This window comes from Isoptericola sp. NPDC056578, assembly GCF_042793275.1.
Taxonomy (GTDB): Bacteria; Actinomycetota; Actinomycetes; order Actinomycetales; family Cellulomonadaceae; genus Isoptericola.
This window is the reverse complement of the sequence record NZ_JBHTVC010000002.1, coordinates 66,399-90,835: the sequence shown is the minus strand read 5'-3', so window position 1 is coordinate 90,835 and position 24,437 is coordinate 66,399. Positions and strand designations below refer to the sequence as shown.

Annotated in this window: 22 protein-coding genes, 1 pseudogene and 1 riboswitch; of the genes and pseudogenes, 9 read left to right on the top strand and 14 right to left on the bottom strand. The window is 75.6% G+C overall.

All coding sequences use genetic code 11. From position 1 onward, the window contains the following. Positions 1-137 precede the first annotated feature (137 nt). The 6 genes from ACFQ80_RS01375 to ACFQ80_RS01350 all read right to left on the bottom strand — a co-directional run bounded on the left by ACFQ80_RS01375 (position 138) and on the right by ACFQ80_RS01350 (position 5,588). Positions 138-872 (bottom strand): GNAT family N-acetyltransferase, encoded by a 735-nt coding sequence (locus ACFQ80_RS01375; RefSeq protein ID WP_430562271.1) that lies wholly within the window; start codon positions 870-872, stop codon positions 138-140. A 34-nt stretch (positions 873-906) separates the two neighbouring features. Beyond that, positions 907-2,334, bottom strand: a complete 1,428-nt coding sequence (locus ACFQ80_RS01370; RefSeq protein WP_430562270.1) for an LLM class flavin-dependent oxidoreductase — start codon at positions 2,332-2,334, stop codon at positions 907-909. A gap of 9 nt (positions 2,335-2,343) precedes the next feature. Further along, complete coding sequence (locus ACFQ80_RS01365) at positions 2,344-3,537, bottom strand: LLM class flavin-dependent oxidoreductase (RefSeq protein ID WP_430562269.1); 1,194 nt, start codon at positions 3,535-3,537, stop codon at positions 2,344-2,346. 18 nt (positions 3,538-3,555) lie between these two features. Further along, entirely contained in the window at positions 3,556-4,122 is a 567-nt protein-coding gene (locus tag ACFQ80_RS01360) for a flavin reductase family protein (protein WP_430551175.1), read from the bottom strand. Beyond that, positions 4,119-4,736, bottom strand: coding sequence for an NADPH-dependent FMN reductase (locus ACFQ80_RS01355; protein WP_430562268.1), 618 nt, complete (start codon positions 4,734-4,736; stop codon positions 4,119-4,121). Before ACFQ80_RS01355 ends, ACFQ80_RS01360 begins: the two co-directional genes overlap by 4 nt. A gap of 22 nt (positions 4,737-4,758) precedes the next feature. Next, a riboswitch (SAM riboswitch) is annotated at positions 4,759-4,890 on the bottom strand. 116 nt (positions 4,891-5,006) lie between these two features. Next, positions 5,007-5,588 (bottom strand): NADPH-dependent FMN reductase, encoded by a 582-nt coding sequence (locus tag ACFQ80_RS01350; protein WP_430551177.1) that lies wholly within the window; start codon positions 5,586-5,588, stop codon positions 5,007-5,009. A 155-nt stretch (positions 5,589-5,743) separates the two neighbouring features. Between ACFQ80_RS01350 and ACFQ80_RS01345 the strand changes: the two genes are divergently transcribed. Next, on the top strand, positions 5,744-6,214 hold the full coding sequence (locus ACFQ80_RS01345) for a winged helix-turn-helix transcriptional regulator (RefSeq protein ID WP_430562267.1): 471 nt from the start codon (positions 5,744-5,746) through the stop codon (positions 6,212-6,214). Positions 6,215-6,266: 52 nt separating this feature from the next. Here ACFQ80_RS01345 and ACFQ80_RS01340 read toward each other — a convergent pair whose 3' ends face one another. Next, positions 6,267-6,878 (bottom strand): DoxX family membrane protein, encoded by a 612-nt coding sequence (locus tag ACFQ80_RS01340; protein WP_430562266.1) that lies wholly within the window; start codon positions 6,876-6,878, stop codon positions 6,267-6,269. 137 nt (positions 6,879-7,015) lie between these two features. Here ACFQ80_RS01340 and ACFQ80_RS01335 point away from each other — a divergent pair, with 137 nt between their 5' ends. Then, positions 7,016-8,098 carry a DNA polymerase IV gene (locus tag ACFQ80_RS01335; RefSeq protein WP_430562265.1) on the top strand — a complete coding sequence of 361 codons (1,083 nt, stop codon included), beginning with the start codon at positions 7,016-7,018 and terminating at the stop codon, positions 8,096-8,098. Positions 8,099-8,117: 19 nt separating this feature from the next. Here ACFQ80_RS01335 and ACFQ80_RS01330 read toward each other — a convergent pair whose 3' ends face one another. The 4 genes from ACFQ80_RS01330 to ACFQ80_RS01315 form a co-directional block, all read right to left on the bottom strand. Continuing rightward, positions 8,118-9,218 carry a GDSL-type esterase/lipase family protein gene (locus ACFQ80_RS01330; protein ID WP_430562264.1) on the bottom strand — a complete coding sequence of 367 codons (1,101 nt, stop codon included), beginning with the start codon at positions 9,216-9,218 and terminating at the stop codon, positions 8,118-8,120. Then, a complete protein-coding gene (locus tag ACFQ80_RS01325; RefSeq protein ID WP_430562263.1) occupies positions 9,215-11,944 on the bottom strand; it encodes a Tat pathway signal sequence domain protein in 2,730 nt (909 codons plus the stop codon). Before ACFQ80_RS01325 ends, ACFQ80_RS01330 begins: the two co-directional genes overlap by 4 nt. 135 nt (positions 11,945-12,079) lie before the next feature. Then, positions 12,080-13,108, bottom strand: coding sequence for a hydroxyacid dehydrogenase (locus ACFQ80_RS01320; protein ID WP_430562262.1), 1,029 nt, complete (start codon positions 13,106-13,108; stop codon positions 12,080-12,082). Further along, positions 13,105-15,303: a DUF2264 domain-containing protein gene (locus ACFQ80_RS01315; protein WP_430562261.1), complete on the bottom strand. Its 2,199-nt coding sequence runs from the start codon at positions 15,301-15,303 to the stop codon at positions 13,105-13,107. The genes ACFQ80_RS01320 and ACFQ80_RS01315 overlap by 4 nt, the downstream gene beginning before the upstream one ends. A gap of 130 nt (positions 15,304-15,433) precedes the next feature. On the opposite strand from ACFQ80_RS01315, the gene ACFQ80_RS01310 reads away from it, so the two are divergent. The 4 genes from ACFQ80_RS01310 to ACFQ80_RS01295 all read left to right on the top strand — a co-directional run bounded on the left by ACFQ80_RS01310 (position 15,434) and on the right by ACFQ80_RS01295 (position 18,849). Beyond that, a complete protein-coding gene (locus ACFQ80_RS01310) occupies positions 15,434-16,516 on the top strand; it encodes a substrate-binding domain-containing protein (RefSeq protein ID WP_430562260.1) in 1,083 nt (360 codons plus the stop codon). Between the two features lie 189 nt (positions 16,517-16,705). Further along, the gene (locus ACFQ80_RS01305; protein WP_430551186.1) at positions 16,706-17,128 is read left to right on the top strand and encodes a DUF6325 family protein; all 423 of its coding nucleotides are present in this window, start codon (positions 16,706-16,708) and stop codon (positions 17,126-17,128) included. Position 17,129: 1 nt separating this feature from the next. Further along, positions 17,130-17,477 carry an SHOCT domain-containing protein gene (locus tag ACFQ80_RS01300; RefSeq protein WP_430551187.1) on the top strand — a complete coding sequence of 116 codons (348 nt, stop codon included), beginning with the start codon at positions 17,130-17,132 and terminating at the stop codon, positions 17,475-17,477. 43 nt (positions 17,478-17,520) lie between these two features. Next, positions 17,521-18,849, top strand: coding sequence for a chloride channel protein (locus tag ACFQ80_RS01295; protein ID WP_430562259.1), 1,329 nt, complete (start codon positions 17,521-17,523; stop codon positions 18,847-18,849). Between the two features lie 18 nt (positions 18,850-18,867). Here the strand turns inward: ACFQ80_RS01295 and ACFQ80_RS01290 are convergent, their stop codons facing one another. From ACFQ80_RS01290 to ACFQ80_RS01280, 3 genes are all read right to left on the bottom strand, one after another. Next, entirely contained in the window at positions 18,868-19,953 is a 1,086-nt protein-coding gene (locus ACFQ80_RS01290) for a DinB family protein (RefSeq protein WP_430562258.1), read from the bottom strand. A 101-nt stretch (positions 19,954-20,054) separates the two neighbouring features. Then, positions 20,055-20,831: a uracil-DNA glycosylase gene (locus ACFQ80_RS01285; protein ID WP_430562257.1), complete on the bottom strand. Its 777-nt coding sequence runs from the start codon at positions 20,829-20,831 to the stop codon at positions 20,055-20,057. Between the two features lie 141 nt (positions 20,832-20,972). Beyond that, positions 20,973-21,470, bottom strand: coding sequence for an aromatic ring-opening dioxygenase LigA (locus tag ACFQ80_RS01280; protein WP_430551191.1), 498 nt, complete (start codon positions 21,468-21,470; stop codon positions 20,973-20,975). Between the two features lie 261 nt (positions 21,471-21,731). On the opposite strand from ACFQ80_RS01280, the gene ACFQ80_RS01275 reads away from it, so the two are divergent. The 3 genes and pseudogenes from ACFQ80_RS01275 to ACFQ80_RS01265 form a co-directional block, all read left to right on the top strand. Beyond that, positions 21,732-21,935, top strand: coding sequence for a hypothetical protein (locus ACFQ80_RS01275; RefSeq protein ID WP_430551192.1), 204 nt, complete (start codon positions 21,732-21,734; stop codon positions 21,933-21,935). A gap of 182 nt (positions 21,936-22,117) precedes the next feature. Next, on the top strand, positions 22,118-24,145 hold the full coding sequence (gene thrS / locus ACFQ80_RS01270) for a threonine--tRNA ligase (protein ID WP_430551193.1): 2,028 nt from the start codon (positions 22,118-22,120) through the stop codon (positions 24,143-24,145). 11 nt (positions 24,146-24,156) lie between these two features. Further along, positions 24,157-24,359: pseudogene (locus ACFQ80_RS01265) on the top strand (hypothetical protein); the annotation flags it as partial. Between the last annotated feature and the right edge of the window lie 78 nt (positions 24,360-24,437).

Sequence of the window (24,437 nt, the reverse complement as noted above, 5' to 3'; positions counted from 1 at the left end):
GTCTGTGGTCCAGCACGGGCGCCCTCACCACACTGGTGTCGTCACACGTCGAGGACTTGCACCGGTCCGCAGGGACGAGGGCACCCGTTCCGCCGGAACCGGCTCCTTCGCCACCCCGCACGGCCCTCGGTCACGCCCTAGGCGAGCGGCGTGCGGATCGCGCCGAACGCGGTGCGGGCGCGCAGCCGGAACCCGAGGTTCTCGTAGAGCCGGATCGCGTTCGCGTTGTTCCCCGCCGCGTGCAGCATGGGCCGGGCGCCGCGCTCGCGGACGTGGTGCGCGACGTCGAGCACGAGGCGGGTGGCCAGGCCCTGGCCGCGGTGGTCGGGATCGGTCGTCACGGCGCTGATCTCGGTCCAGCCCTCCGGCTGCAGCCGCTCGCCGGCCATCGCGACCAGGCGTCCGTCGCGCCGGAACCCGACGTAGCGGCCCATGAGGTACGTGCGCGGCAGGAATGGGCCCGGCCGCGAGCGCTCGACGAGGGCGAGCATGTCGGGCACGTCGTCGGCGCCGAGCACGATCGCCTCGTCGTCCGGGCGGGTGGTCAGCCGGTCCGTCTCGACGAGCTGGACGCCCTCGTGGAGCGAGGCCCGCTCCCAGCCCGCGGGGAGTGCCACGTCCGCCGGCGGCCCCGGGAACTCCGCGCCGTGGCCGGCGACGTCCACGATCGCGTCCCAGACGTCCGGGTCGTCCCACGACCGGACCGCGGCGAACGGGGACACGTCGGCGGGGTAGCGCAGCACCAGCTCGTTGCCCTCCGCCAGGTGCGCGTGCGCCCCGGTGAGCGACGACCAGCGCGGGTTGTCGAGGACGGCCTCGGACGCGGTGCCGAGCGTGCCGGCGGGAGCGTCCGGCGTGGTGGTCGTGGTCATGTCGCCTCCTGGTCTGCCGTCGCAGAGTACGTGCTCAGGGCGTGGGAACGAGCGTCGGTTCGCTGTCGGCGTCGACGGTCGCGGACCGCCCCCGGGCTCGCCGGGTGAGCGGTTCGCGCAGCCCGAGGTGCTCGCGCAGCGTGACGCCCTCGTACGCGGTGGGGTAGGCCCCGCGCTCCTGCAGTGCGGGCACCACCTTCTCGACGACGTCGTCCAGCCCGGACGGCACGATCCACGGGCTGAGGTTGAACCCGTCGACGGCGCCGGTGCGCACCCAGCGGGTCAGCTCGTCCGCGACGGCGCCGGGGGTGCCGGTGAAGCCGCGCTCGCCCGCGTTGCGGATCACCAGCTCGCGGATCGACAGGTGCTCCGCCTCGGCGAGGGCGCGCCACTGCCGGGCGACCTCGTGCGTGCGCGCCCCCGTGGTCGCGGAGCCGCGCTCGCCGCCCAGCTCCTCGACCACCGGGTCGTGCGCGGGCAGGGGGCCGTCCGGGTCGTACGACGAGAGGTCCTCGCCCCAGATGTTGCCGACGATCGACAGCGCGGTGGCAGGCGTGACCTGGGCGTGCCGCACCCAGCGCGCCTTCTCCTCGGCCTCGGCCGGGGTGTCGCCGACGACGATCGCGGTGCCCGGGAAGATCTTCACGTCGTCCTCCGGCCGTCCGGCGGCGACGACGCGGCGGCGCACGTCGGCCGCGAACTCCAGCGCGTCGGCGAGCACCGCGCCGTGCCGGGAGAAGATGACGTCGGCGTGCGCGGCGGCGAAGTCGCGCCCCTGGGGCGAGTCGCCCGCCTGGAAGATCACCGGGTGGCCCTGCGGGCTGCGGGGCGTGGTGACGTCGAGCACCAGGTCGCGGGGGGTGCGCAGGTCGGCGCCCGGCACGTTCACCCGCGCCACGTCGCCGTCGGGGCCGTCCGGGAACGCGTCCCAGACCCCGCGGGCGACGGCCAGCACGGCGGCGGCCCGCTCGTAGCGGTCGGCGTGGTCGAGGTAGCCGCCGCGGCGGAAGTTCTCGCCGGTCCACGCGTTGTCCGTCGTCACGACGTTCCACGCCGCCCGCCCGCCGGACAGGACGTCGAGGCTCGCGAGGCGCCGGGCCAGGTCGGCAGGGTCGTGATACGTCGTGTTCTGGGTGGCGACGAGGCCGATGCGCTCGGTGATCGCCGCCAGCGCGGCGAGCTGGGTGATCGCGTCGGGGCGGCCCACGACGTCCAGGTCGTGGATCCGGCCGCGGGTCTCGCGCAGGCGCAGGCCCTCGCCGAGGAAGAACGCGTCGAACAGCCCGCGCTCGGCGGTGCGGACCACGCGCTCGAAGGAGGCGAAGTCCGTCTGCGACCCGGACTCCGGGTCGGACCAGATGGTGGTGTGGTTGACGCCCTGGAAGAAGACGCCGAAGTGCACCTGCGCGCGGGGGCGGGTGATCGGCGCGTCGGGGGCGTGCAGTGTCGTCGGTGTGGTCATCGGAGTTCCTCAGGCGGTCGCGACGGCGGTCGGGGCGGCGCGCCGCGCCCGGGTGCCGGCGTCGGGTCGGGTCTCGTGGCGGTTCGCGGGGCGCGGCAGCCCGAGCGTCTCCCGCAGGGTGGTGCCCGCGCGGGGCGCCGCGGTGAGCCGGGCGGCGCGCAGCGCGGGCAGCACGTCGCCCGAGAGCACCGGCAGGTCGGCGTCGAGGACGGCGGGCAGCAGCCGCACGCCGGCGACGTCGCCCGACGCGGCGAGCTCGGCGAGGAGGCCGGCGAGGCCCGGGGCGTCGCCGGTGTACCGCAGCGCGCCCGTGCCCCAGCCGGTGCGCGCCTCCGAGGGCGTGGCGGCGTCGAGCTCGGCGAGCCGGGCGGTCGCGGTGCGGTCGCCGGCGTCGAGCACCACCTCCAGGTCGAGCACCGCCCGGGCGGCGCCGTCGGGCCCGCCGGTCCCCGCGGCCGTCGCTGCGCGTGCCGCCGCGCGGGCGGTGGCGACGTCGGTGCCGCCGACGAGCGCGACGTCGACCAGGGGCTCGGCGCGCACCGAGGGCGCGACGTCGGCGGCCGCCGCGAGCACCACGAGCTGACCCTGGGGCGGGCGCGGCGTGATGAGCGGGCCCTTGACGGCGAAGCTCTCGCCGACGAAGTCGACGTGGTGCAGCCGGTCGCGGTCCACGTAGCGGCCGGTGGCGACGTCGCGGATCACGGCGTCGTCCTCCCACGAGTCCCACAGGTCGCGCACGACCTGCACGACGTCGCGGGCCTCGCGGGCGAGGTCGGCGACGTCGTCGCGGCCGTAGGCGGCCGCCGTCTCCGGGGTGCGGGTCGTGCCGGCGAGCCAGCCGCCCCGGCCGGAGGCCGCGATGTCGAGGGACGCGAGCTGGGCCGCCACGTGGAACGGCTCCGGGTAGGTGGTCGGCACCTGGGGCACCAGGCCGATCGCGGTGGTGGTGCGGGACACGAACGCCGCGCGGGTGACGGCGTCGAGCCGCGCGGAGGCGGGCGACCCCGCGACCGCGGGCAGCAGGGCGTCGGCGAACGTGGCGAAGGTGACGCCGGCGTGCTCGGCGCGCCGCACCGTGCGGGCGAGCCGTGCGGCGGAGACGAGCTCGGTCACGGCGATCCCCGTGCTCGTGACGGCCGCGGGGTGCGCGCCCGCGCCGTCGACGTCGAGCCCCACGAGGAAGGGAGAGGTCAGGGTGGTCATGGTGCGGGGGGCCGCCTCTCAGATCTGGGACTCGTCGCCGAGCCGGTGGTAGGTCCGGTCGAGGTAGACGAGCGGCGAGGCGTCGTCCGACCCGGACTGCAGCGCGCGCAGGGACACCAGGTAGCTGTCGCCGACCGGCGTCCGCTGCACCACCCGGGCCCGCACCCACGAGACCGCCCCGTCGATCACGGGCTCGCCCGAGGGCAGGGCCGTCCAGCCGCCGTCCGCGAAGCGGTCGATGCCGCTCGTCGCGAACCGGGCGGAGAGGTGGTCCTGGTGGTCGGCGAGGAAGCTGATCGCGAGCGTGCTGGCCTCCGAGACGGCGGGCCACGACGAGGAGGTGGACGCCAGCGAGAACGCCAGCAGCGGCGGCGCGGCGGACACGGAGATCACGGACGTGGCGGTGAACCCGACGGGGCGGCCCTCGTGCGCGAGCGCGACGACGGCGACGCCTGCCGGGTGCTGGCGGAAGACCGTCTTGAACTCGTCGGGGGACAGCTGGGGCTCGTCCTGCTGGGCCAGGAGCTCCTCGATCTCGGACAGGGCGGACAGGTCGGTGTGCGCGTGGGTGTGCTCCGTGGTCACAGGGCGGCTCCCGTCAGCTCGGCGGCGGTGGCGTCCGTCGTGGTGGTGGTCGTGGCGGCCGTGGCGGTGGCGGCCGGCGCGGCGGGTACGCCGGCGGCGCGCCGCAGCGGCGTCGCCCAGCGGGCGAACCAGGGGTCGAGCGCCTGGCCGAGGTCGGGCAGCTGCGCCTCGGTGAGGGTCAGGGTGCGGGTGGGCACGACGGCACCCAGCTCCACGAGGACGGGCCGCAGGTGCGCCTCGCCGGCGAGCGCGTGCGCCGGGTTGCCGGACACGACGAGCGGCACGACCACGACGCCCGCCAGGCCGTCCGGCCCGTAGAGGTCGAGGAACGCCTTGAGCAGACCCGTGTAGGAGGCCTTGTAGACGGGGGTCGCGACGACGGCGACCGTGGCGCGCGCCAGGCGGTCCTTCGCCTCGTCGGCGGCCGGGTGCGCGGCCGTGAGGATCTCGCCCGCGAACGCCGCGAGCTCGATCGTCGCCACGTCCGTGGTGCCGAGCAGCTCGGCGACGCGGCGCCCGGCGGCCTCGGCCGCGGCCAGGGTGCGCGAGCCTTCGCGCGGGTTGCCGGAGACCACCACCACGGAGGCGGCGGAGGGGCGGGTGGGTTCGGTCATCGGGTGTACCTCGCAAGTCCGTCGATCACGCTTGCCGCGCGGCGTCTCGGCCCGCGGACGGGCCGGCCGGCGGCCTGGTCATCCTCCGGAGCACCCCGCCGTGACGTGGGGTTGCTGCCCAGCCAGCCGGGGCTTCGCGCTGGGGCTCTTGACCTGGGGCGGAGGTATAGCAGCCGTTTCGCAGAACGCCAGGCTGCTCCCGAGAATTCTCACGATCCGGACGCGGCGCGGTCCACGGTCGACCGCGCCGCGTCCTCCCCGACGGGTCGGTCAGGCCGCGGCGGCCGCCGCCCGCGCCGCGCGGAGCGGCGCGAGGGCGTCCGACCAGGCCACCACCTGGTCCAGGAGCTCGTCGAGCGCGGCGCGCTGCCGGGGCTCCGGGTCGAGCTCGCGGTACTCGCGGAAGTCGTGGTGGAACGACAGCGCCACCTGCGTGCGGACCGTCGCGAGCTGCAGCTCGGCCGCGACCAGGCGCAGGTGCTCCACGGCCCGCGCGCCGCCGAGGACGCCGTAGCCGACGAACCCCGCCGCCTTGTCGTTCCACTCGGCGTACAGGTAGTCGAGGGCGTTCTTGAGGACCCCGGGCACCGAGTGGTTGTACTCGGGGGTCACGAACACGAAGCCGTCGAACGGGGCGACGGTCGCCGCCCACCGCCGGGTGTGCTCGCCGGCGTACTGCCCGCCCGAGGCGGGGACCGGCTCGTCGAGGTGGGGCAGGTCCTGCTCGGCGAGGTCGACCAGCTCGAAGCGGGCGTCGTCGCGCCGTCCCGCGACGTCGAGCACCCAGCGCGCGACGCGCTCGCTGTAGCGGCCGGGTCGGGTGCTGCCGGTGATGATCGCGATCGTCGTCATGGTGCGCCTTCCGTCGGGTCGGGACGATCTCGGTCGCCCCGACGTGTTGTGGTCGATGGCGGGAACCTCCGGTGACCGGTGCCCTATGCCCGGTCGGCCACCCGCACCATGAAGTGCGTCACGCACCCCGGGGTGCGGATCGGGACGGAGCGAGCATGGCGAGCACGGAGATCGGGGACGGCGCGGAGATCTGGGACGGCGCGGGGACCTGGGACGGTGCGGCGGGCTCGGCGTGCGCGGGCGAGGACGACCGGCGCAGGGTCCGGGAGCTCTTCCACCGCGTGGGTGACAAGTGGTCGCTGACGGTGCTGGCCGAGCTCGGCGACGGGCCCGTGCGGTTCACGACGCTGCTCGGCAGGGTCGAGGGCATCTCCCACCGGCTGCTCGCGGTGGCGCTCCGGCGCCTCGAGCGGGACGGGCTGGTCGCGCGGACCGTCTACCCGGAGGTGCCCCCGCGCGTCGAGTACGCGATGACGGGGCTGGGTGCGTCGCTCCTGGTGCCGCTGGCGGCGTTGGCGGGGTGGGGCGAGCGGCACGGGCCGACGATCGACGCGCACCGCCGCGCGGACGACCGGCGGCGCGGGGACGGCCGGGCGGCGCAGGACGGCGTGCCGGAGGGCCGCTGACCGGTGGTCGGCGGCCCTCCGACGATGACGCGGGGCGGGTGCGGCGGTCCGCTCACGCCTCGAGCCGCAGACGGGCCCCGAGTGCGCACGAGGCGACGACGGCCGCACCGGCCACGAGGACGACGTCCTTGAGCACGTACTGCCCGAGCAGGGTCATGCCGTGCCCGAACAGCTCGTCGCCGAACAGTGCGACGGGCGACAGGATCCCGACCATGGCGACGGCGAGGACGACCAGGCCCACGCGCAGCAGTCGCCCGCTGACCAGGGTGAGGCCGATGAAGGTCTCCATGACCGCGACCAGGACGACGGCGGTCGCGGCGGGGACGAGCCCGAGGGTGAGCGTCTCGACGGTGCGGCCCGCGATCTGCTCGGCGGGGCTGGCGCCGGGGAAGAACTTCAGGACGCCGAAGCCGAGGAACACGAGCCCGAGCGCGACGCGCAGCGCCGGGACGGACCACCGGGTGAGGAACCGGGCGAGGGCGGTGACGGCGACGTCGAGCCGCAGCGCCACCTGCTCGGCGAGCGCGTTCGGGAGGCGGCGCGCGGCCGGGTCGGCGGGGGCGCCGGGGGCGGGGACGCCGGCGGTCGGGCGGTGGGTCGGGCGGTGGGTCGGGCGGTGGGTCGGGCGGTGGGTCGGGCGGTGGGTCGGGGTGGAGACGGACATGGTGGTGCTCTCTTCCAGGGGGTGGTGCGACCCGGGGCTGGTCGCCCTGGGAGAGAGGCGTCGTCGGGGCGCCGGATGCGCGGGGCCGCGGTTTTCGCCCGCTCGTCACCCGCAGGGCGGTGACGCAGACTCGGGGCATGGGCCCGCGCAGCTTCCGCTGGGTGTTGCACGTCGACCTCGACCAGTTCCTGGCCGCGGTCGAGATCCTGCGGCGTCCGGAGCTCGCGGGGAGGCCGGTGATCGTCGGCGGGCGCGGCGACCCGACGGAGCGCGCGGTGGTCTCCACCGCGTCGTACGAGGCGCGGGCGTTCGGCGTCCGGTCGGGGATGCCGCTGCGTGCGGCGGTCCGCAAGGTGCCGGACGCCGTCCTCCTGCCGGTGGACCGCCCGGTGTACGAGGAGGCCTCCGCCCACGTGATGGAGACGCTGCGCGGGCTGGGCACGGTGGTGGAGGTCCTCGGCTGGGACGAGGCGTTCCTCGGGTACGACGGCGAGGACCCGGAGGGGTTCGCCCGGCTCGTGCAGCGGGCGGTGCTCGACGCGACCTCGCTGCACTGCTCGGTGGGTATCGGCGACACCAAGGTCCGCGCGAAGATCGCGACCGGGTTCGGCAAGCCGGCGGGCGTGTACCGGCTCACCGCCGAGAACTGGTTCGACGTGATGGGGGAGCGACCGACCGTCGACCTGTGGGGCGTGGGAGCGAAGGTGTCGAAGCGGCTCGCGGCGCACGGTATCGACACGGTCGCGCGGCTCGCCGCCGCGGACGAGGCCGTCCTGGTCGGCGAGCTCGGGCCGCGCCTGGGCGCCTGGTACGGGGAGCTGGGCCGCGGGCAGGGCTCCGCCGTCGTCGACGACACCCCGTGGGTGGCCCGCGGGCACAGCCGCGAGACGACGTACCAGCGCAACCTCACGACACCCGAGCAGGTCGCTGCGGCGCTGCGGGAGCTGGCGGCGCAGGCGCACGCCGACACCGAGGCCGAGGGGCGGGCCGTCTTCCGGGTGGGGCTGAAGGTGCGCTACGCGCCGTTCTTCACCAGGACGCTGTCGCGGAAGCTGCCGGCGCCGACGCGCTCCCTGCAGGAGGTGACCGCCGCGGTGCTCGACCTCGCGGCCGGGCTGGAGCCCGGCCGCGAGGTGCGGCTGCTCGGCGTGCGCGCCGAGATGGTCATGCCCGAGGACGGCACGGACGCCGCGACCACGCCGGTGCGCGGGCGGATCTGAGCCACGTGGGCACGAGGGCTCAGCGCCAGTACCGCTCCGGCACCAGCCCCAGCCGACGCAGCTCGCGCGCCACGAGGTCGGCGTAGACGCCGGCGCCGTACCACGAGGTGTGGGTGCGGTCGCCGTTCTGCCGGACCAGGTAGATCGGCTGGGCGTCGACGGGTCCGAGCCCCTCGACCAGCTCCTCGCTCAGCGCGGTGAGGTCGACGAGGTCGACGTCGAGGTCGGCGGCGACGTCACGGACGTGCTGCGGGAGGCTGCCCGCGGCGGTCTCGATGAGGCCGGCGGAGTCGAGCTGGTCGCCGTCGAACCGGAGCCGGACGATCGGGGTGACGAGCACGGGAGTCGCTCCCGTGGCTCGCACCCGGGTGACGATCTCGGTCAGGTTGGCGCGGTACTGCTCGGCGGTCGTGGTCTTGTCGTTGTGCGCGAGCTGCACGAGCGCGACGTCGCCGGGCCGCAGCTGGGGCACCAGGGCGTCGAACATCTCCGGCTTGGCGAGCACGGAGACCGTGCTCTCGCCGGAGCCGGAGTGGTTGACGACGCTCACCCCGAGCCGGAGGTGCGCGGGCAGGCGTTGGCCCCACCCGGTGTAGGGCGCACCGCCCTGGTCGGTGACGGTGGAGTCGCCGAGCAGGGCGAGTCGCGGGGTGCGGACGTCGGCGGACCGGATCCCGATCCCGGCGACGTGCGGCGCGTCGCCGGTGAACGTGAGCGTCAGGCCCGGGGTGCCCTCGCCGGCGGGCTGGTTCTGCTGGCTCTCGGGGTCGCGCACGTTGACCGTGAACGTGCGCCTCGCGAGCTCGCCGTCGGCGGTGTCGACGGCGGGGACCATGAGGCGCCGGGCCTCGGCCTGCACCTCGGTGCCGGCCGGGCCGTGCCGGTCGCCCAGCATCACGGTGACGTCGTAGTGGCCGGGCGGCAGGTCCGGGTAGGTGCACACGACCGGGGCGGTGCCGGTGCACGCCTCGAGCAGCGCGGCGTCTGGCCGGGGGCCGCCGAGGCCCGGCCGCCCGGCGTCGGCCGCCGGACTCGCCGAGGCGGCCGGGCCTCCCGTGACGACGGCGGCCGCGGCGAGCAGGAGCGCCGCGGCGCGGCGTCCACGCGGTGCGGCGCTCACGACAGCTTCTCCCCGACGAGGGCGAGGCACTGGATCGCCGCGAGCCCGTACTGCGCCGACGCGTTGGACGAGAAGCCGGCCTCGTCGACCGCGCGGAGCACGGCCGGCGGCTCCACCCGGTGCGTGCCCCAGTCCATGTCGTCGGGGTAGCCGGCGTGCCCGGTCGCGAGCTCCTTCCAGGCGCGCGCAGCGAGCGCGTCGTCGTCGAGCCGCACGGCGGCGTACGCGGTGGCGCGGGAGTACGACTGCTTGAGGTTGAGGCTGCCCCAGTCCGAGCCGGTCGCCTCCTTCTGCTCGGCCTTGGAGCCGTTGTACAGGCGGCAGAACTCGACCCAGCGGGCCTCGACCTCCGGCTCGTCCACCAGGTCCAGCAGCTCCGTCATGACCTCGATCAGGCCGAACACGGAGCTGAGGCTGCCGACCTCCACCGCCTTCTCCGGGCCCGAGCTGAACGTCGCCGTCTCCAGGTCGTAGGTGGAGCCGGCCTGCACCCACGCGTTGGGCAGCGCGGCGATCGACCGCGCGCTCGCCAGCAGCCGCTCCCGGGCCCGCGGGTCGCCCCCGCGCTCCCACTCGGTGAGCCACGCCCCGGCGATGGCGCCCCAGTCGGTGGTCTTGCTCAGCGGGAGCGCCGTCGGGTCGGGGTCGTACTCGCCCGTGGAGCCGTCCACCTTGCGGCCCGCGTTGAGGACCAGGTAGGTGCGATCGGAGTCGACCAGCTCGCGCAGCAGGTCGCCGGAGCGCTCGTCGCCCGTGAGGAAGTAGGCGAAGCGCCGGTAGTTCGCGTTGCTGATGCGCACCTGCTTGGCGCTGTCGCCCCAGTGCTGCACGCCGTGCCGGGTGCCCAGCCCCTTCCACTCGCCCAGGTGGTACTGGTCGACCTCGCCGGTGTGCCGGCTCATGGCCTCGGCGAAGCGGAAGGCCTGCGCGTCGCCGGTGCGCAGGTAGTGGTACCAGAGCCACAGGTCCGTCGACAGCTCGGAGTTGTCCCAGGCGTAGCCGCCGACGTCGTACTTCCACTGGTGCCGGTCGCCGTCGTAGGAGTGCATGACGTCGCCGTAGTCCCAGAAGCCGTACCAGGAGCGCTGGTCCACCTGCTCCAGGTGGTAGCGGTGGATCGCGTCGAGGCGGTCCTCGATGGTCGACCTCGCCGTCGTGGACCGGTCGACCGGGGACCAGGACCCGAACACGCCCGCGGAGTGGTGGTGCTGCGGTGTGCTCGCGGGCAGGGGCGGGGTGGCGGTCGCCGCGGCGAGCTCGGCGAACCGCGCGGCGGTGGGCGTGGCGGCCAGGGCCCAGAACATCAGCTCGGTGGTGCGCCCGACGCCGTAGGGGGTGCCGAACCCCGGCTCGTAGTCCTCGTAGGTGATCTCGAGCGCGTCGAGCTGCTCGGGGTACGTGTCCTGGCCCATGCCGTCGTGGTAAAAGCGCAGGTCCATCGCCTCGGCGCGCGGCGACCACATCCACACCGTGGCGTCGGCCTCGTCCGTCGCGGCGCCGGTGATCTCCAGCTCCGTGGGGTGCAGCTGCCAGAAGTCGCGCATCCCGAAGGCGAGCCCGCCGGACGGCGTGCCGACGTAGCCGAGACCGGGCGCGCGCGTGCCGGAGTCGGACCGGATCCACGAGTGCCCCGCACCCGTGCGCTTGCGGATCTCGAACCCGTGGGCGGTCAGCTGCGACAGGCTGTGGTCGCCCCAGGCGGGGATCCACTTCAGGCGGGTGGTGACCCGCTGGTCCCAGGTGGCCGGGTCGGGCAGCGCCCGTCCCTCGACCTGGGCGGTGCGCACCGCCTCGCCCGGGTCGCGGCGCATCCCCGTGACACCGCGCACCGCCTCGGCGAGCACGCCGCCGTCCGGGCCGGCGAAGCGGACGTGCCGGTCGTACAGCTCGCCCCGCATCGGCACGGTGAACCGCACGCCGAGCCCGGTGACGAAATCCTTGTCCTCGTCGCCGTCGAAGAAGAACGTGTGCACCAGCCGGATGCCGTCCGACCCGGCGAACAGGGCGAAGCGCAGCACGAACGGCAACCAGTCGCGGCGTCCCTTGCGGTGCCTGCCCTCGACCTTGACCACGGCGCGCACCGGGCCGGACTGCTCGACGGTGACCTTCTCGACCGTTCCGGCGAACTCCTCGAAGCCGAGCTTCGCGCCACGGTCGGTGTCGGGGGAGTCCTGCCGCTGGACGACGAGCCGCCCGTCCTTGGCGATCACGTCGCGCCCACGACGGATCGCCCGGACGATCTTGTCGCCCTGCCGTCCGAACTCGACCTGCACGACGCCGGTGTCCACCACGACGCGGCCCGGGTTCTCCTGCACGGTGATCGTGTGCGCGCCCTGCGCGGGGGTGCCCGGCGCGAGCCGGTAGGTGTCGGCCCGCGGCGCGGACTCGCTCACCGCGTGCGCGGTCCACTTCACCGACCCGTCGGGCCACCACGCGGTGGGCCAGGTCTGCACGGGCACGGACTCTCCGGCCGCGGTGGCCAGGGCGAAGGTCTGGTCGCCGGCCAGCGCGCCGCGCGGCCAGGGCACGCCCCAGGTGGCGCCGCCGGCGAGGGCGGCGGGGGCGCCGCCCTCCAGCCAGCGCACGTCGACCGGGTCGTGCCCGGTGGGGACGAGCGGGACCGCGGCCGTGGCCGGCGCGGCGCTCGCGGTGCGCGCGCTGAGCGCGGCGACCGCGCCGGCGGCGAGGGCGGAGGTGAGGACGGTACGGCGGCTGACGTCGACCACGATGGGTCACTCCTTCGTGACGGTGGGTGCGTTGTCCGTCGGTGGACGTGCCCATCGTGCGAGGAGAGCGAGCAACCGATCGTGAAACGTGCAAAACCGGACCCGACGGCCCGGCGATCCTTCGGGCGTGCCCGGTCAGGCGGTGGTGCCGAGCTGCTCCGGGAGCACCTCGTGCCCGAGCGGTGCCCCGGCCGCGAGGAGCTCCACCTCTCCCACGGCGAGGTCGCCGAGGCGGCGCAGCTCGTTGCCCAACGACCCGGCGACGTGCGGCGTGAGCAGCGCCCCGGGGGCGTCCCACAGGGCGTGGTCGGCGGGCAGCGGCTCGGGGTCCGTGACGTCGAGGACGGCGCGCAGCCGGCCGGACACCACCTCCCGTGTCAGCGCCGGGGTGTCGACGAGCCGCCCCCGGGCCGTGTTCACCAGCGTCGCCGCGTCGGGCATGAGAGCGAGCTGGCGCGCGCCGATCATGCGGTACGTCTCCGGCAGGTCGGGGGCGTGCACGGTGACGACGTCGCTCGCCCGCGCGAGGTCGTCGAGCGACACGGCCGTGGCGCCGAGGGCGCGCGCCCCGTCGGCGTCGACCCACGGGTCGTGCAGCAGCAGGTCGACGTCGAACGGCTCCAGCAGCCGCATCACCTGCCGGCCGATCCGCGACGCGCCGACGACGCCGACCGTCAGGCCGTGGTTCCCGAGCGGGTCGGGGAGGTCCCAGCCGTCGAACCGGCGGTGGGCCCCGAACGCGTCCGCGGCCTCGAGCACGCGCTTGCCCGCCAGCAGCACCGTCGCCAGCGTGTACTCGGCCACCGGGCGCGCGTTGGCCGCGGCGGCGCTGGACACCCGCACGCCGCGCGCCCAGAGCGCGGGCGTGACGAGCGGCTTCACCGACCCGGCGGCGTGCACGACGGCGTGCAGCCGGGGCGCGCGCCGCAGCAGCGCGTCGTCGAGCCGGGGTGCGCCCCAGCCGGTGAGGAGCACGTCGACGTCCCCGAGGACTCCGCCGGTCGGTCCCCGCCCGCGCTCGCCGGCCCGGGCGAGCAGGTCCGGGGTGAGCACGCCCTCGGCCACGTCGGCGACGGTGCGCAGCCTGGCCACCGCGGCGTCGTCGAACAGCTCGGACACGAGGTCGGCGTGCCGCATGGCGAAGGCGGCGCGCAGCCGCGTCACGACGCCGAGCCCGTCGGTACGGCGTCGACAGGGCCGTCGGGCCAGCGCACCTCCACGGCGGCGGGCGGGCCGCCGTCGGCGCCGCGACGCACCCGCACGGCGGGCGCCGGCCTGTGCCGGGCGCCGTCCTCGCCCGTGAGGACGACGAGGGCGGCGACCACCTCGCCCGCCGCGACCGGTGCCGACGTGCGCAGCCAGGGCACGGCGGACGCCGCGCCGAGCGGGTCCGACCCGGCCCGGCGCACCGCGCCGACGACGTCGAGCGAGGTCTCGGCCGGTGTGCCGGGCGACGGGACCGGTGCGCCGCCGTCCTCGACCGCGACGCGCAGGGCGCGCACGTGCGAGGACGTGCCGTCGTCGCGGACGACCCGGACCAGGGTGCCGGAGCGGTCGGCGCTCCGCTCGACGTGCAGCGCCCCGTCCTTCGCCGCGGCGAGCGGCCAGCCGCCCACGTGCAGCCGCCAGGGGCCGGCGTCGACGGGCCACGCGGCGTCCCGGTCGAGGTCCTCGGCCGTGGTGCCCGGCGCCGGCGCCCGGCCGGGGGCCGCCGTCGTCGCGGGAGTCCACCACGCCAGCCGCACCTCGTCCGGCCCGCGCACCACCGAGGCGGTCGTGAGCACCGGGCCGAGCCGCAGGCCCGCCCACCCGGCGTCGTCGCCCTGCCCGTCGTCCGGGCCCTCGCCGTCGGGACCGCGGCCGGGGACGTCGAGCCAGCAGACCCGGGAGCGGGACACGGCCACGGCGTCGTCCAGGTGCACGCGCTCGACGGTGTCGCGGTGGGACGGCAGGCCGCCCGTGTCGAGGAGCGCCGTGTGCGAGTCGAGCGGCGCGGCGACGTCGCCCGCCGCCAGCTGGGGCGACGTGACCCCCGAGTAGGCGAGGCGCCGGTAGAACGGGTCGTCGCCGCGGACGGTCAGCGCGTGCTCGATCGCGCGGTCGGACCCGTGGTTGAGCAGGCGCACGACGCCGTCGGCGGGGGTGGCGCTCACCAGCCACCCGGGCGCCCGGAGAGCCACGGCGTGCGGCTCCTGCCAGGCCTCGGGGAGCTCGGGCGCGGCCGTCCAGACCGGGTGGTCGGCGCCGAGCAGCAGGCCGAGGAACCCCTTGCTCGCCCAGTACGGCGACGACCCGCCGGTGTAGAGCTGGCGCACGCGGTCGTAGCGGCGGTGCCAGCCGACCGGCAGCAGCCCGCGGTCGTCGACGGAGCCCGCGGCGTCGAAATGCTCGGCCACCGCGGCCGTGAGGGCGCGGGTCGCGCCGGGGGACAGCGGCGTCGCGTCGGCGACCGCGCCCGCCCAGAACGGGGCGAGCACGGCGTGCCGGTAGGTCACCGAGCGGCCCTGCAGCATCGGCGCCCCGCGCGAGCCGACCAGGTGCCGGGCCTGGTCGAGGTAGGCGCGCAGGCGGTCGGCGTGCACGCGCTCGAGCGGGCGGCCCTGGATCCGCGCGTGCAGCAGCGGGTAGACGTGCCAGGCCCAGCCCGCGTAGTGGTCGAAGTTCTGGCGCCGCCCGCCGCGGCCGCGCCCGTCGGAGTACCAGCCGTCGCCCACGTACAGGGACTCGGCCGTCTCGGCGTTGTGGTCCAGGTCGGACTGCGCCCACGGGCCGCCGACGCTCGCCAGGAACGCCTCGATCACGTTCTGGAACCACAGCCAGTTGTTCGTGTACCCGCGGGTCCCGACCACGCCGGAGAGCCAGTCGACCGTGCGCTGCCGGGTGCCGTCGTCGAGCCGGTCCCACAGCCAGGGCCGCGTCTCGGACAGCCCGATCGCCACGGACGCGGCCTCCACCACGGCCTGCCGGCGCTCGTCGACCCGCGGCCAGCGCTCGTCGCCGGCCGGGTCGGTGCCGTGCCGCAGCCCGGCCGCGTACCGCTCGATCAGGCCCGCGGGGTCACGACCGTCCTCGCCGCGCAGCCGGAACGCCGCGAGCAGGAACGTGCGCGCGTAGCCCTCGAGCCCGTCGCTCCACACGCCCGACGCGCTGACCGGCCCGGGCAGCGCGATCAGCGCGCCGCCCGGGGAGGCGTAGGGCCGGACGGCGTCGAGCAGGCCGTCGGCGGTCGCGAGCCACCGGTCACGCGTCCAGCGCCGCGCGGGCGCGAGGCGCGGGTCGGACGCCGGGGCACCCGTGGTCCCTCCCGTCGTGGCGTCGGTCGTGCTGAAGGTGCGGGGCGGCGTCGCGGCGGGTGTCACCTCGGCATCCTCGCCCAGGCGCGACGGCTCACGGAAGGTCCGGTCATTTTCGATCATCCCCGGACATCGGGCGCCGGATCGTCCGCTAGGTTGCTGCCCGACCGACCCGCTCGACGACGAAGGAGGCCCCATGCACCTGCCCACGGCCCGGCACGAGTACCTGTTGCGCGAGCTGGAGCTGCGGGGGAGCGTGCGCTCGGCAGAGGCGGCCGCCGCGCTCGGCGTCGCCGAGGTGACGATCCGCCGCGACATCGTCGAGCTCGACCGCGCGGGGCGGCTGGCGCGCGTGCACGGCGGCGCGGTGGCGCTGCGCTCGGCGCGCGAGCCGCAGGCCGCACGCGTGCTGGTCGGCGTCGTCGTGCCGAGCTCCACGGTGCACTTCCCACCGCTCGTGCGCGGCATGGAGGCGCTGGCCCCCAGCCTGCACGTCCGCCTCGTGCTCGGGGTCTCGCACTACCGGCCCGAGGTGGAGGCCGCGCAGGTGGACCGTCTGGTGGGGCTGGGCGTGCAGGGGATCGTCGTCGCCCCCACCACCCGGGACCGGTCGCCGGAGGAGCTCGCGGCCTGGCTGCGGTCGGTGCCCGTGCCGGTGGTCGTCGTCGAGCGGCGCGTCGACGCCCTCACCGCCCTGAGCGAGCTGGACCAGGTGCGGTCCGACCACGCCCACGGGGCCGTGCTCGCGGTGGAGCACCTCGCCGGGCTCGGGCACCGCCGGATCGGCCTGGCGGTCTACGACCGGACGCCGACGGCCCCGCACGTGCGCGAGGGGTTCGCGACGGCGGTCGCCCGTCTCGGCGTCGAGCCCGGCCCGGACGTGTCGCTGCCCAAGGGAGAGGGGGACCCGGCCGGTCTCGGGCGCGAGCTGTCCGCGTTCCTCGACCGGTGCCGCGAGACGGGCACGCGCGCCGTCCTCGTGCACACCGACGACCACGCCGCGCGCCTGGTCGAGGCGGCCCTGGACCGAGGCGTGCGCGTGCCCGAGGACCTGGCGGTGGTGGCGTACGACGACGAGAACGCCGAGCTCGCCGTCGTGCCGCTCACGACGGTCACGCCGCCCCGCCGCGAGCTGGGCCGGGAGGCGTTGCGCGTGCTCGTCGGACGGATCGTGGGGGACGAGGGCGGCGAGGTGCCCGGGGTGCAGGGGTCGCCCCGGCACGTCGCGCTGCTGCCGCGGCTCACGGTGCGGGGGTCGTGCGGCGCGGGCACGGCCTGACGGTCGCCGCGATCCGGCCCGCCGGGTCGGATGACCTGCGACTTCGGCCACGGGAAGGTGACGCGGGGTGACTTGTGCCGCCCGGCATGCGGACCGTCCGCAGCGGTGCCACAGTGTCCGCAGGACGGGCACGGGTGGCGGCGTCGGCGAGTCCGCACCCTCGCCGACACGCCGACCGAGAGGCAGGACATGCGACCCACCGGACCCGTGGAGCTCGTGCTCATCGAGTTCCCCCGGAGCGACTTCAAGGGCGAGATCCTCGCGGAGCTGGGGCGTCTCGTCGACGCCGGCACGATCGACGTGCTCGACGCGCTGGTCGTGCGCAAGGGCGACGACGGCTCGGTCGAGTGGCTCGAGGCGAGCGAGAGCGGCGCCGAGGAGCTGGCGCGCATCGTGGGAGAGCCCGCCGGGCTGCTCGCCGCCGAGGACGTCGACGACATCGCCGACGAGCTCGCCCCCGGTTCCGCGGTCGGGATGCTCGTGTTCGAGCACGCGTGGGCACGCGGCCTCGGCGCCGCCGTGCGCGGCGCCGGCGGGCAGGTGCTCGACTGGACGCGTGTGCCGGCCGAGGCGATCGACGCGCTCACCGACGAGATCGAGAAGGAGAACTGACATGCCCCCTCTGCGACGGATGGGCCGGCCCGGGCTGATCGGCACGATGGCCCGCACGGCCGTGATCACCGGGACGGCGAACGCGACCAGCAGGGCGATGAACCGCCGCGCCGCCTCGCGCGAGCAGCAGCAGTACGAGTCCCAGCAGTACCAGGCGCAGCAGGCGCAGGAGCAGGCGTACGCCCAGCAGCAGGCCTACGCCCAGCAGCAGGCGCAGGTCGCCGCGGCGCCCGCCGCGCCCGCGGAGGACGACCTCATCGCGAAGCTCAAGCAGCTGGGCGACCTCAAGGCCGCGGGGATCCTGTCCGACGCCGAGTTCGCCGCGGCCAAGGCCAAGCTGCTCGGTTGAGCGAGCGCCGTCGCCCGCGACCCGCGCACCTCGAGGAGCAACCGTGACCGCCGCCGACGCCAACGCCGAGAACCCGACCACGCGTCGTCCGTGGGCGCGGTTCCTCGGCGTCTGCGCGCTGCTCGGCATCCCCGTGTCGGTGGCGGCCTTCCTGTTCCTCGCCGTCCTGCACGAGCTGACCCACCTGGTGTGGGAGACGCTCCCGGAGGCGTGGGGCTTCGACGGACCGCCCTGGTGGTGGCCCCTGCCGTGGCTGGCCGTCGCCGGCGTCGCGGTCGGGGTCGCGGTCCGCTCGTTGCCGGGGCACGGCGGGCACGTGCCCGTCGACGGCCTGAGCCTGGGGCCCGTGCCCGCGTCCCACGTCCCCGGGGTGCTCCTGGCGGCGCTCGCGGGTCTCCCGCTCGGCGTCGCCCTCGGCCCCGAGGCGCCGCTGCTGGCGATCGGCGCCGCGCTGGCCCTGGTCCTGGTGCGGCCGTGGGACGACAAGCTCGGCGACCCGGCGCGCCAGGTCATCGCGGTGGCGGGTTCCGCCGCGGCCCTGTCGGCGATCTTCGGCAGCCCCGTGGTCGGGGCGGTCTTCGTCGTCGAGGCCTCGGCGCTGACCGGGCTGGCCGGCGCGCGGCTCGCGGCCGTCGTGCTCCCCTCCCTGGCGGCCTCCGGGGTGGGCGCCCTCGTGTTCACCGGCATGGGCACGTGGACGGGCCTCGAGATCGCGTCGCTGACGCTGCCCGACGTCGACGCCCCCGCCCGGCCCGACGTCGGCGACGTGCTGTGGACCCTGCCCGTCGCCGTGCTCGTCGCCGTCGTCGTGCGGCTCGTGCACCGCCTGGGCGAAGGGGTCGCAAGGCGGGCGGCGTCCCGCCCGTTCCCCGCGGCCGTCCTCGGGGCGCTCGTGGTCGCCGTGTGCGCGGCGGCCTACGCGCTGGCCACCGGCCGCTCGCCCGAGGAGGTCGCGCTCTCCGGGCAGGCGCTGCTCCCGACGCTCGCGGCCGACCCGGCGGCCTGGGGGGCGGGGGCGCTGGTGGCGCTCCTCGTGCTCAAGGGCGTCGCCTACGCCGTGTCCCTCGGCACCCTGCGCGGCGGCCCGATCTTCCCCGCGGTCCTGCTGGGGGCCGCCGCCGGGGTGCTCGCCGCCGACCTGCCCGGGTACGGCGCGGTCCCGGCCCTGGCGGCCGGCATGGGCGCGGCCACGGCGGCGACCCTGCCGTTCCCCGTCTCCTCGACGGTGCTGGTGGTCATGCTGCTGGGGTCGGGTGCGTCGGGGATGGCGCCGGTCGTGATCGTCGCGGTCGTCGTGGGGTACACGACCGAGCAGTTCCTGCTGCGGCCGCGCCGCGAGGCCCGGGAGCGGGCCCGCTCCGCGCCCGCCTGACCCGGCGGGCGGGGCGGGTCACTCGCCGGTCGTGCCGTCCAGCGCCTCGCGCAGCAGATCGGCGTGACCGTTGTGCCGCGCGTACTCCTCGATCATGTGCACGAGGATCCAGCGCAGGCTGAACGCGCCCTCGCCGGGCCGCCTCGACTCGCGGGTCGACGTGCCTTCCAGCCCGGAGGTCGCGAGCGCCGCGTCGATCGACCGGTCGGCCGCCGCGACGGCGGCGTCGAACAGCCCGCGCAGGTCCTGCGGCGAGTCGTCCGCCGCGCTGTGCCACTCCCAGTCGCGGTCGGCGTCCCAGTCGGCGGTGTCGAACGGGGGCATGGCCGGCGCGCCGTCGAACACCTCGACGAACCAGTTGGACTCCACGTACGCGAGGTGCTTGAGCAGCCCGCCGAGCGTCATCGTGCTGGGCGGCAGCGGCGTGCGCAGCTGTGCGGCGGTGAGCCCGGCGGTCTTCCGCCGCAGCGTGTCGCGGTGGTAACCCAGGTACGCCCGCAGCGTGGTGGCCTCGTCCGCCCGCAGGGGCGGGTCGACACGGTCGTCGGGCGTCTCGTCGGGCGTCGCGTCGGGCGCGAGCCGGTACGCGCCGTCGTCCAGGGCCGCGCGCACCGCCGCGGCCGTGAGCGCGGGCTCCTCGTGGGTCGTGTCGCGGGCGTGCGGCTCGAGGTCGCCGAGGTCGGCGAACGCGGCGTGCATGCTCCGTACGGCGGCCGGGTCGCGCAGCTCGGCGTCCGCGCGGCCGGTGGCGCGCGCGAGCGTGGCGTCGAGGGCGGGCCGCAGGACGACGTACGCGAGGTCCCAGCCCTCCCGCGCGGCCGCGGTCCGGAACGGGGGCAGGAACCACGGGCCGACGACGCCGTCGAGCACGACGTCGTAGCCGCCCCGGGCGTAGGCCGTCGCCGCCGCGACGAGCGCCTCGGCGACGACCTCGTTCTGGCGCTGCGACCCCGAGAGGTACGGCGGCACGAACCCGGTGGTGATCGACCGGTAGAACGTGTCGGTGGTGAGGGTCACGGCGGGGCGGTCCGTCGCGGCGCCGAGCAGCGCGGCCACGGTCGTCTTCCCCGCGCCGGGCGGCCCGGTCAGGATGGTCACGGTCACGCCGCGACCCTAGCCGGAGCCCCGGACACGAGCCCCGTCTTCTCGCGCGCCCCGACCGCTCGCACGCCTCCCGCACGACCCCCGCACGAACTGGTCGCCGCTCAGGCGTCCGCGAGCTCGCGGGCACGACGCAGCACGTGGTCCAGCATGTCCGGCGTGAGGCGACCGGTGAACGTGTTCTGCTGCGAGACGTGGAAGCAGCCCAGCACGGTGAGGGTGGGGCCCGCGCCCGGCGCCGCGGTGCCGTCCGCGCTGCGTCCGAGCGTCACCTCGGCGCCGTGGGCGAACCGCGGCCGGGGTCGCGGCACGTCCCAGCCCTGCTCCGCGAGCGTCGTGAGCAGCGCCTGCCAGCCGATGCCGCCGAGCGCCACGGCGACGCGCACGCCGGAGCCCACGAGCTCCAGCTCTCGCGCCAGGTACGGCGCGCAGCGGCGCCGCTCCTCGGGGGTCGGCCTGTTCTCCGGCGGCGCGCAGCGGACGGGGGCGGTGACGCGGATGTCGCGCAGCTCGAGGCCGTCGTCGGCCGCGACCGACGTGGCCTGGTTGGCGAACCCGGTGCGGTGCATGGCGGCGAACAGGAAGTCGCCGCTGCGGTCGCCGGTGAACATCCGGCCCGTGCGGTTCGCGCCGTGGGCCGCGGGGGCGAGCCCCACGACCACGACGCGGGCGGCGGGGTCGCCGAAGCCCGGGACGGGGCGCCCCCAGTAGTGCTCGTCGCGGAACGCGGCGCGCCGTTCGCGGGCGACCTCCTCGCGCCAGGCGACGAGGCGCGGGCAGGCCCGGCACTCCACGAGGTGCGCGTCGAGCGCCGCCAGCGTCGGCGCGGTGCGCGCGGCACTCGGGTAGTCGGGGGAGTCGGGTGGCGGGACGACGGGCACCGGTCCATGGTGGCGCACGACGGCGTGGCCCACGACGGTGCGGGTGACGCCGACGCACCACGGCCCGCCGTCCCGGGGTCGGGAGGGCGGGCCGTGGGGTGTCGCCGCGGGCGGCGAGGTCGACCGGGTCAGACGGCCGGGTCAGACGGCCGGGTTGAGCCGGCCGCGCGCCGGGCTGGCGGTGGCGGCGGGGACGGTCGCGGTGGCGACGGCCGGCTCCGCGGCGAGGCGGCGCAGCGACCAGCCCATGAGACCGAAGAGGACGCCGAGGCCCATCACCAGGGCGCTCACGCCGTAGGCCACGACCGACGTGAACAGCGAGGCCCGCAGGAACGAGGCGTTCATCGCGGTGGCGCGCAGCGGGTCGTCCTGCTCGAGCTGGGCGTAGGTCTGGCCGCCCGTGGCCTCGAGCGCGTGCTTGTCGATGACCTGCGCCTGGGCGTACGCCGTGAGCGGGCCGTCCACCGTCGCTCCGCCGAGGAACGCGGCGTCCTCGGAGACGGTGATGTCCTGGGCGGCGAGCTGCGTGCTCACCGTCGCCCACGTGGCGGCTCCGGCACCGATCATCAGGATGCCGGCGATCAGGGCGACGAGGCCGACGATGCGAACCGGTCGCTGGGTGGTGCGGGTGGTGGTCATGGTCCCCTCCGGGTGCCGGGTCGCGTGGTCCGCGGCCGGTCTGGACTGCGCCGGGTCTGGCGCTGTCTCTATGGTATGACCACATCGCCTGACCTGCACCGACGATTCTTGTGAAGTCCTTCACAAAGATTCCCCGGGTGACGGTGCTCCCACGACGATGCTCGGACGACGGCCCGCCCGGGTCGCGCGTGCGCGACGACCGTGGTGGTCTGGACGGCGGCCGGACGGCACCGGGCCGGCCGGCGCCGGAGGGGGAGCAGCATGAGCGAGAGCTCGGGCCTGGGTGGCCTGTTCGACAAGGCCAAGGAGAAGATCAAGGACCTCGCCACCGACGAGAACATCGACAAGGCGGCGGCCGAGGTGAAGAAGCGGACGCCGGACAACGTCGACGGCTACGTCGACAAGGCGGCCGCGGAGGCCAAGAAGCGCAACGACGACGGCCCCGCCGCCCGCCCCGGCGTCTGACCGGGGCGTCTGCGCGGGCCCGACGGCGCGTGGCGCGGGCCGGGGGCCCGCGGATGAGTACGATCGTGGGGCGTCACCGATGGTGGCGCCCCACGACCGTGCCCGGCGCCCAGCCCCGGGCGGTCCCGCCCAGGTGCTGCCCGTGCCCGTCCGCAGCGCCCACGACCCGCAAGGAGCAGCACGTGTCCGACGTCGCCTCGCCGATGCCACCGAACCCCGACGACGCCGCGCAGGACAAGATCCAGGACACGGTGACGGTGCAGACGCCGACGACGGGCACGGACCTCTTCGCGGGCCGCAAGGACGTCGTCGTGATGCGCGTCGGCGGCGAGCTGCTGGACCTCTCGCGCGAGCTGGCGCCCGGCACCGTCGTCGAGCCGGTGACGATCGGCTCGCCCGACGGGCTCGCCGTGCTGCGCCACAGCGCCGCGCACGTGCTGGCCCAGGCCGTGCAGCAGGTGAACCCGGACGCGAAGCTCGGCATCGGCCCGCCCGTGACCGACGGGTTCTACTACGACTTCGACGTGGCCACGCCGTTCACCCCCGAGGACCTCAAGGCCCTCGACAAGACGATGGCGCGCATCATCAAGGAGGGCCAGACCTTCCGCCGTCGCGTCGTCACGGAGGACGAGGCGCGCGCCGAGCTGGCCGACGAGCCCTACAAGCTCGAGCTCATCGGCCTCAAGGGCGGCTCGTCGGACGAGGACGGGTCGTCGGTCGAGGTCGGCGGCGGCGAGCTGACGATCTACGACAACGTCCGCGGCGCCGGCCGCGAGAGCGAGACCGTGGTCTGGAAGGACCTGTGCCGCGGGCCGCACCTGCCCAGCACGAGGCTCATCGGCAACGGCGTGCAGCTCATGCGCAACGCGGCCGCGTACTGGCGGGGCAGCGAGAAGAACCCGATGCTGCAGCGCGTCTACGGCACCGCCTGGCCCAGCAAGGACGAGCTCAAGGCGTACCTCGAGCGCCTGGCCGAGGCCGAGCGCCGCGACCACCGCCGCATCGGCTCCGAGATGGACCTGTTCTCGTTCCACGACGAGGTCGGGTCGGGCCTGCCGCTGTTCCACCCCAAGGGCGGCGTGATCAAGCGGGTGATGGAGGACTACGTCCGCCAGCGGCACATCGAGGAGGGATTCTCCTACGTCGGCACGCCGCACATCACCAAGGAAGAGCTGTTCTACACGTCGGGCCACCTGCCGTACTACGGCGACACGATGTTCCCGCCGCTGGACCTCGAGGACGTCGGCGACCACGGCCGCTACCGCCTCAAGGCGATGAACTGCCCGATGCACAACCTCATCTTCTCGAGCCGGGGCCGCTCCTACCGCGAGCTGCCGATCCGCCTCTTCGAGTTCGGGTCGGTGTACCGGTACGAGAAGTCCGGGGTGGTGCAGGGCCTCACCCGCGTGCGCGGCCTGACCCAGGACGACTCCCACTCGTACGTCACCCCGGAGCAGGCGCCGGCCGAGGTCAAGCACCTGCTGGACTTCATGCTCTCGGTGCTGCGCGACTTCGGTCTCGACGACTTCTACCTGGAGCTGTCCACGCGCGACGACAAGAAGAAGGACAAGTTCGTCGGCACCGACGAGGACTGGGCCAAGGCCACCGCGGTGCTCGAGGAGGTCGCGGTCGCCTCGGGCCTCGAGCTCGTCGCCGACCCGGGCGGCGCCGCCTTCTACGGGCCCAAGATCTCCGTCCAGGCCAAGGACGCGATCGGCCGCACCTGGCAGATGGGCACGGTGCAGTACGACTTCAACCAGCCCAAGGGCTTCGGCCTCGAGTACACCGCGGCGGACGGCACCAAGCAGCAGCCGGTGATGATCCACTCCGCCAAGTTCGGCTCGATCGAGCGGTTCATGGGGGTGCTCATCGAGCACTACGCGGGCGCGTTCCCGGCGTGGCTCGCGCCCGTGCAGGTGCTCGGCGTGCCCGTCGCCGAGGCGTTCGACGACTACCTCAAGGACGTCGTCGCCCAGCTCACGGCGCGCGGGATCCGCGCGGAGGTCGACCTGTCCGACGACCGCTTCGGCAAGAAGATCCGCAACGCGTCCAAGGAGAAGGTGCCCTTCGTGCTCATCGCGGGGGGCGAGGACGTCGAGGCCGGGGCCGTGTCGTTCCGGTTCCGCGACGGCACCCAGGAGAACGGTGTGCCCGTCGCCGACGCGATCGAGCGCATCGTCGCGGCGGTGCGCGACCGCGCCCAGGTCTGAGCGGGGGGCGCATGACCGGCCACCACGAGGAGCACGGCGAGGAACCCGGCTCGACGACCGTCCCGGCGGCCGGCTTCGGCCCGCCCGAGGACGGGCTGCAGCGCCTGTGGACCCCGCACCGCATGGTCTACATCGGCGGTCAGGACAAGCCCGCCGACGGCTCGGTGGCGCAGTGCCCGTTCTGCCGGATCCCGGCGGGGGGGGGGGGGGGGGGGGGGGGGGGGGGGCCCCGCCGCGCCCCCCCCCCGGGGGGGGCGCAGAGAAGCCGACACACACAGCGGCGCCGCGGGAT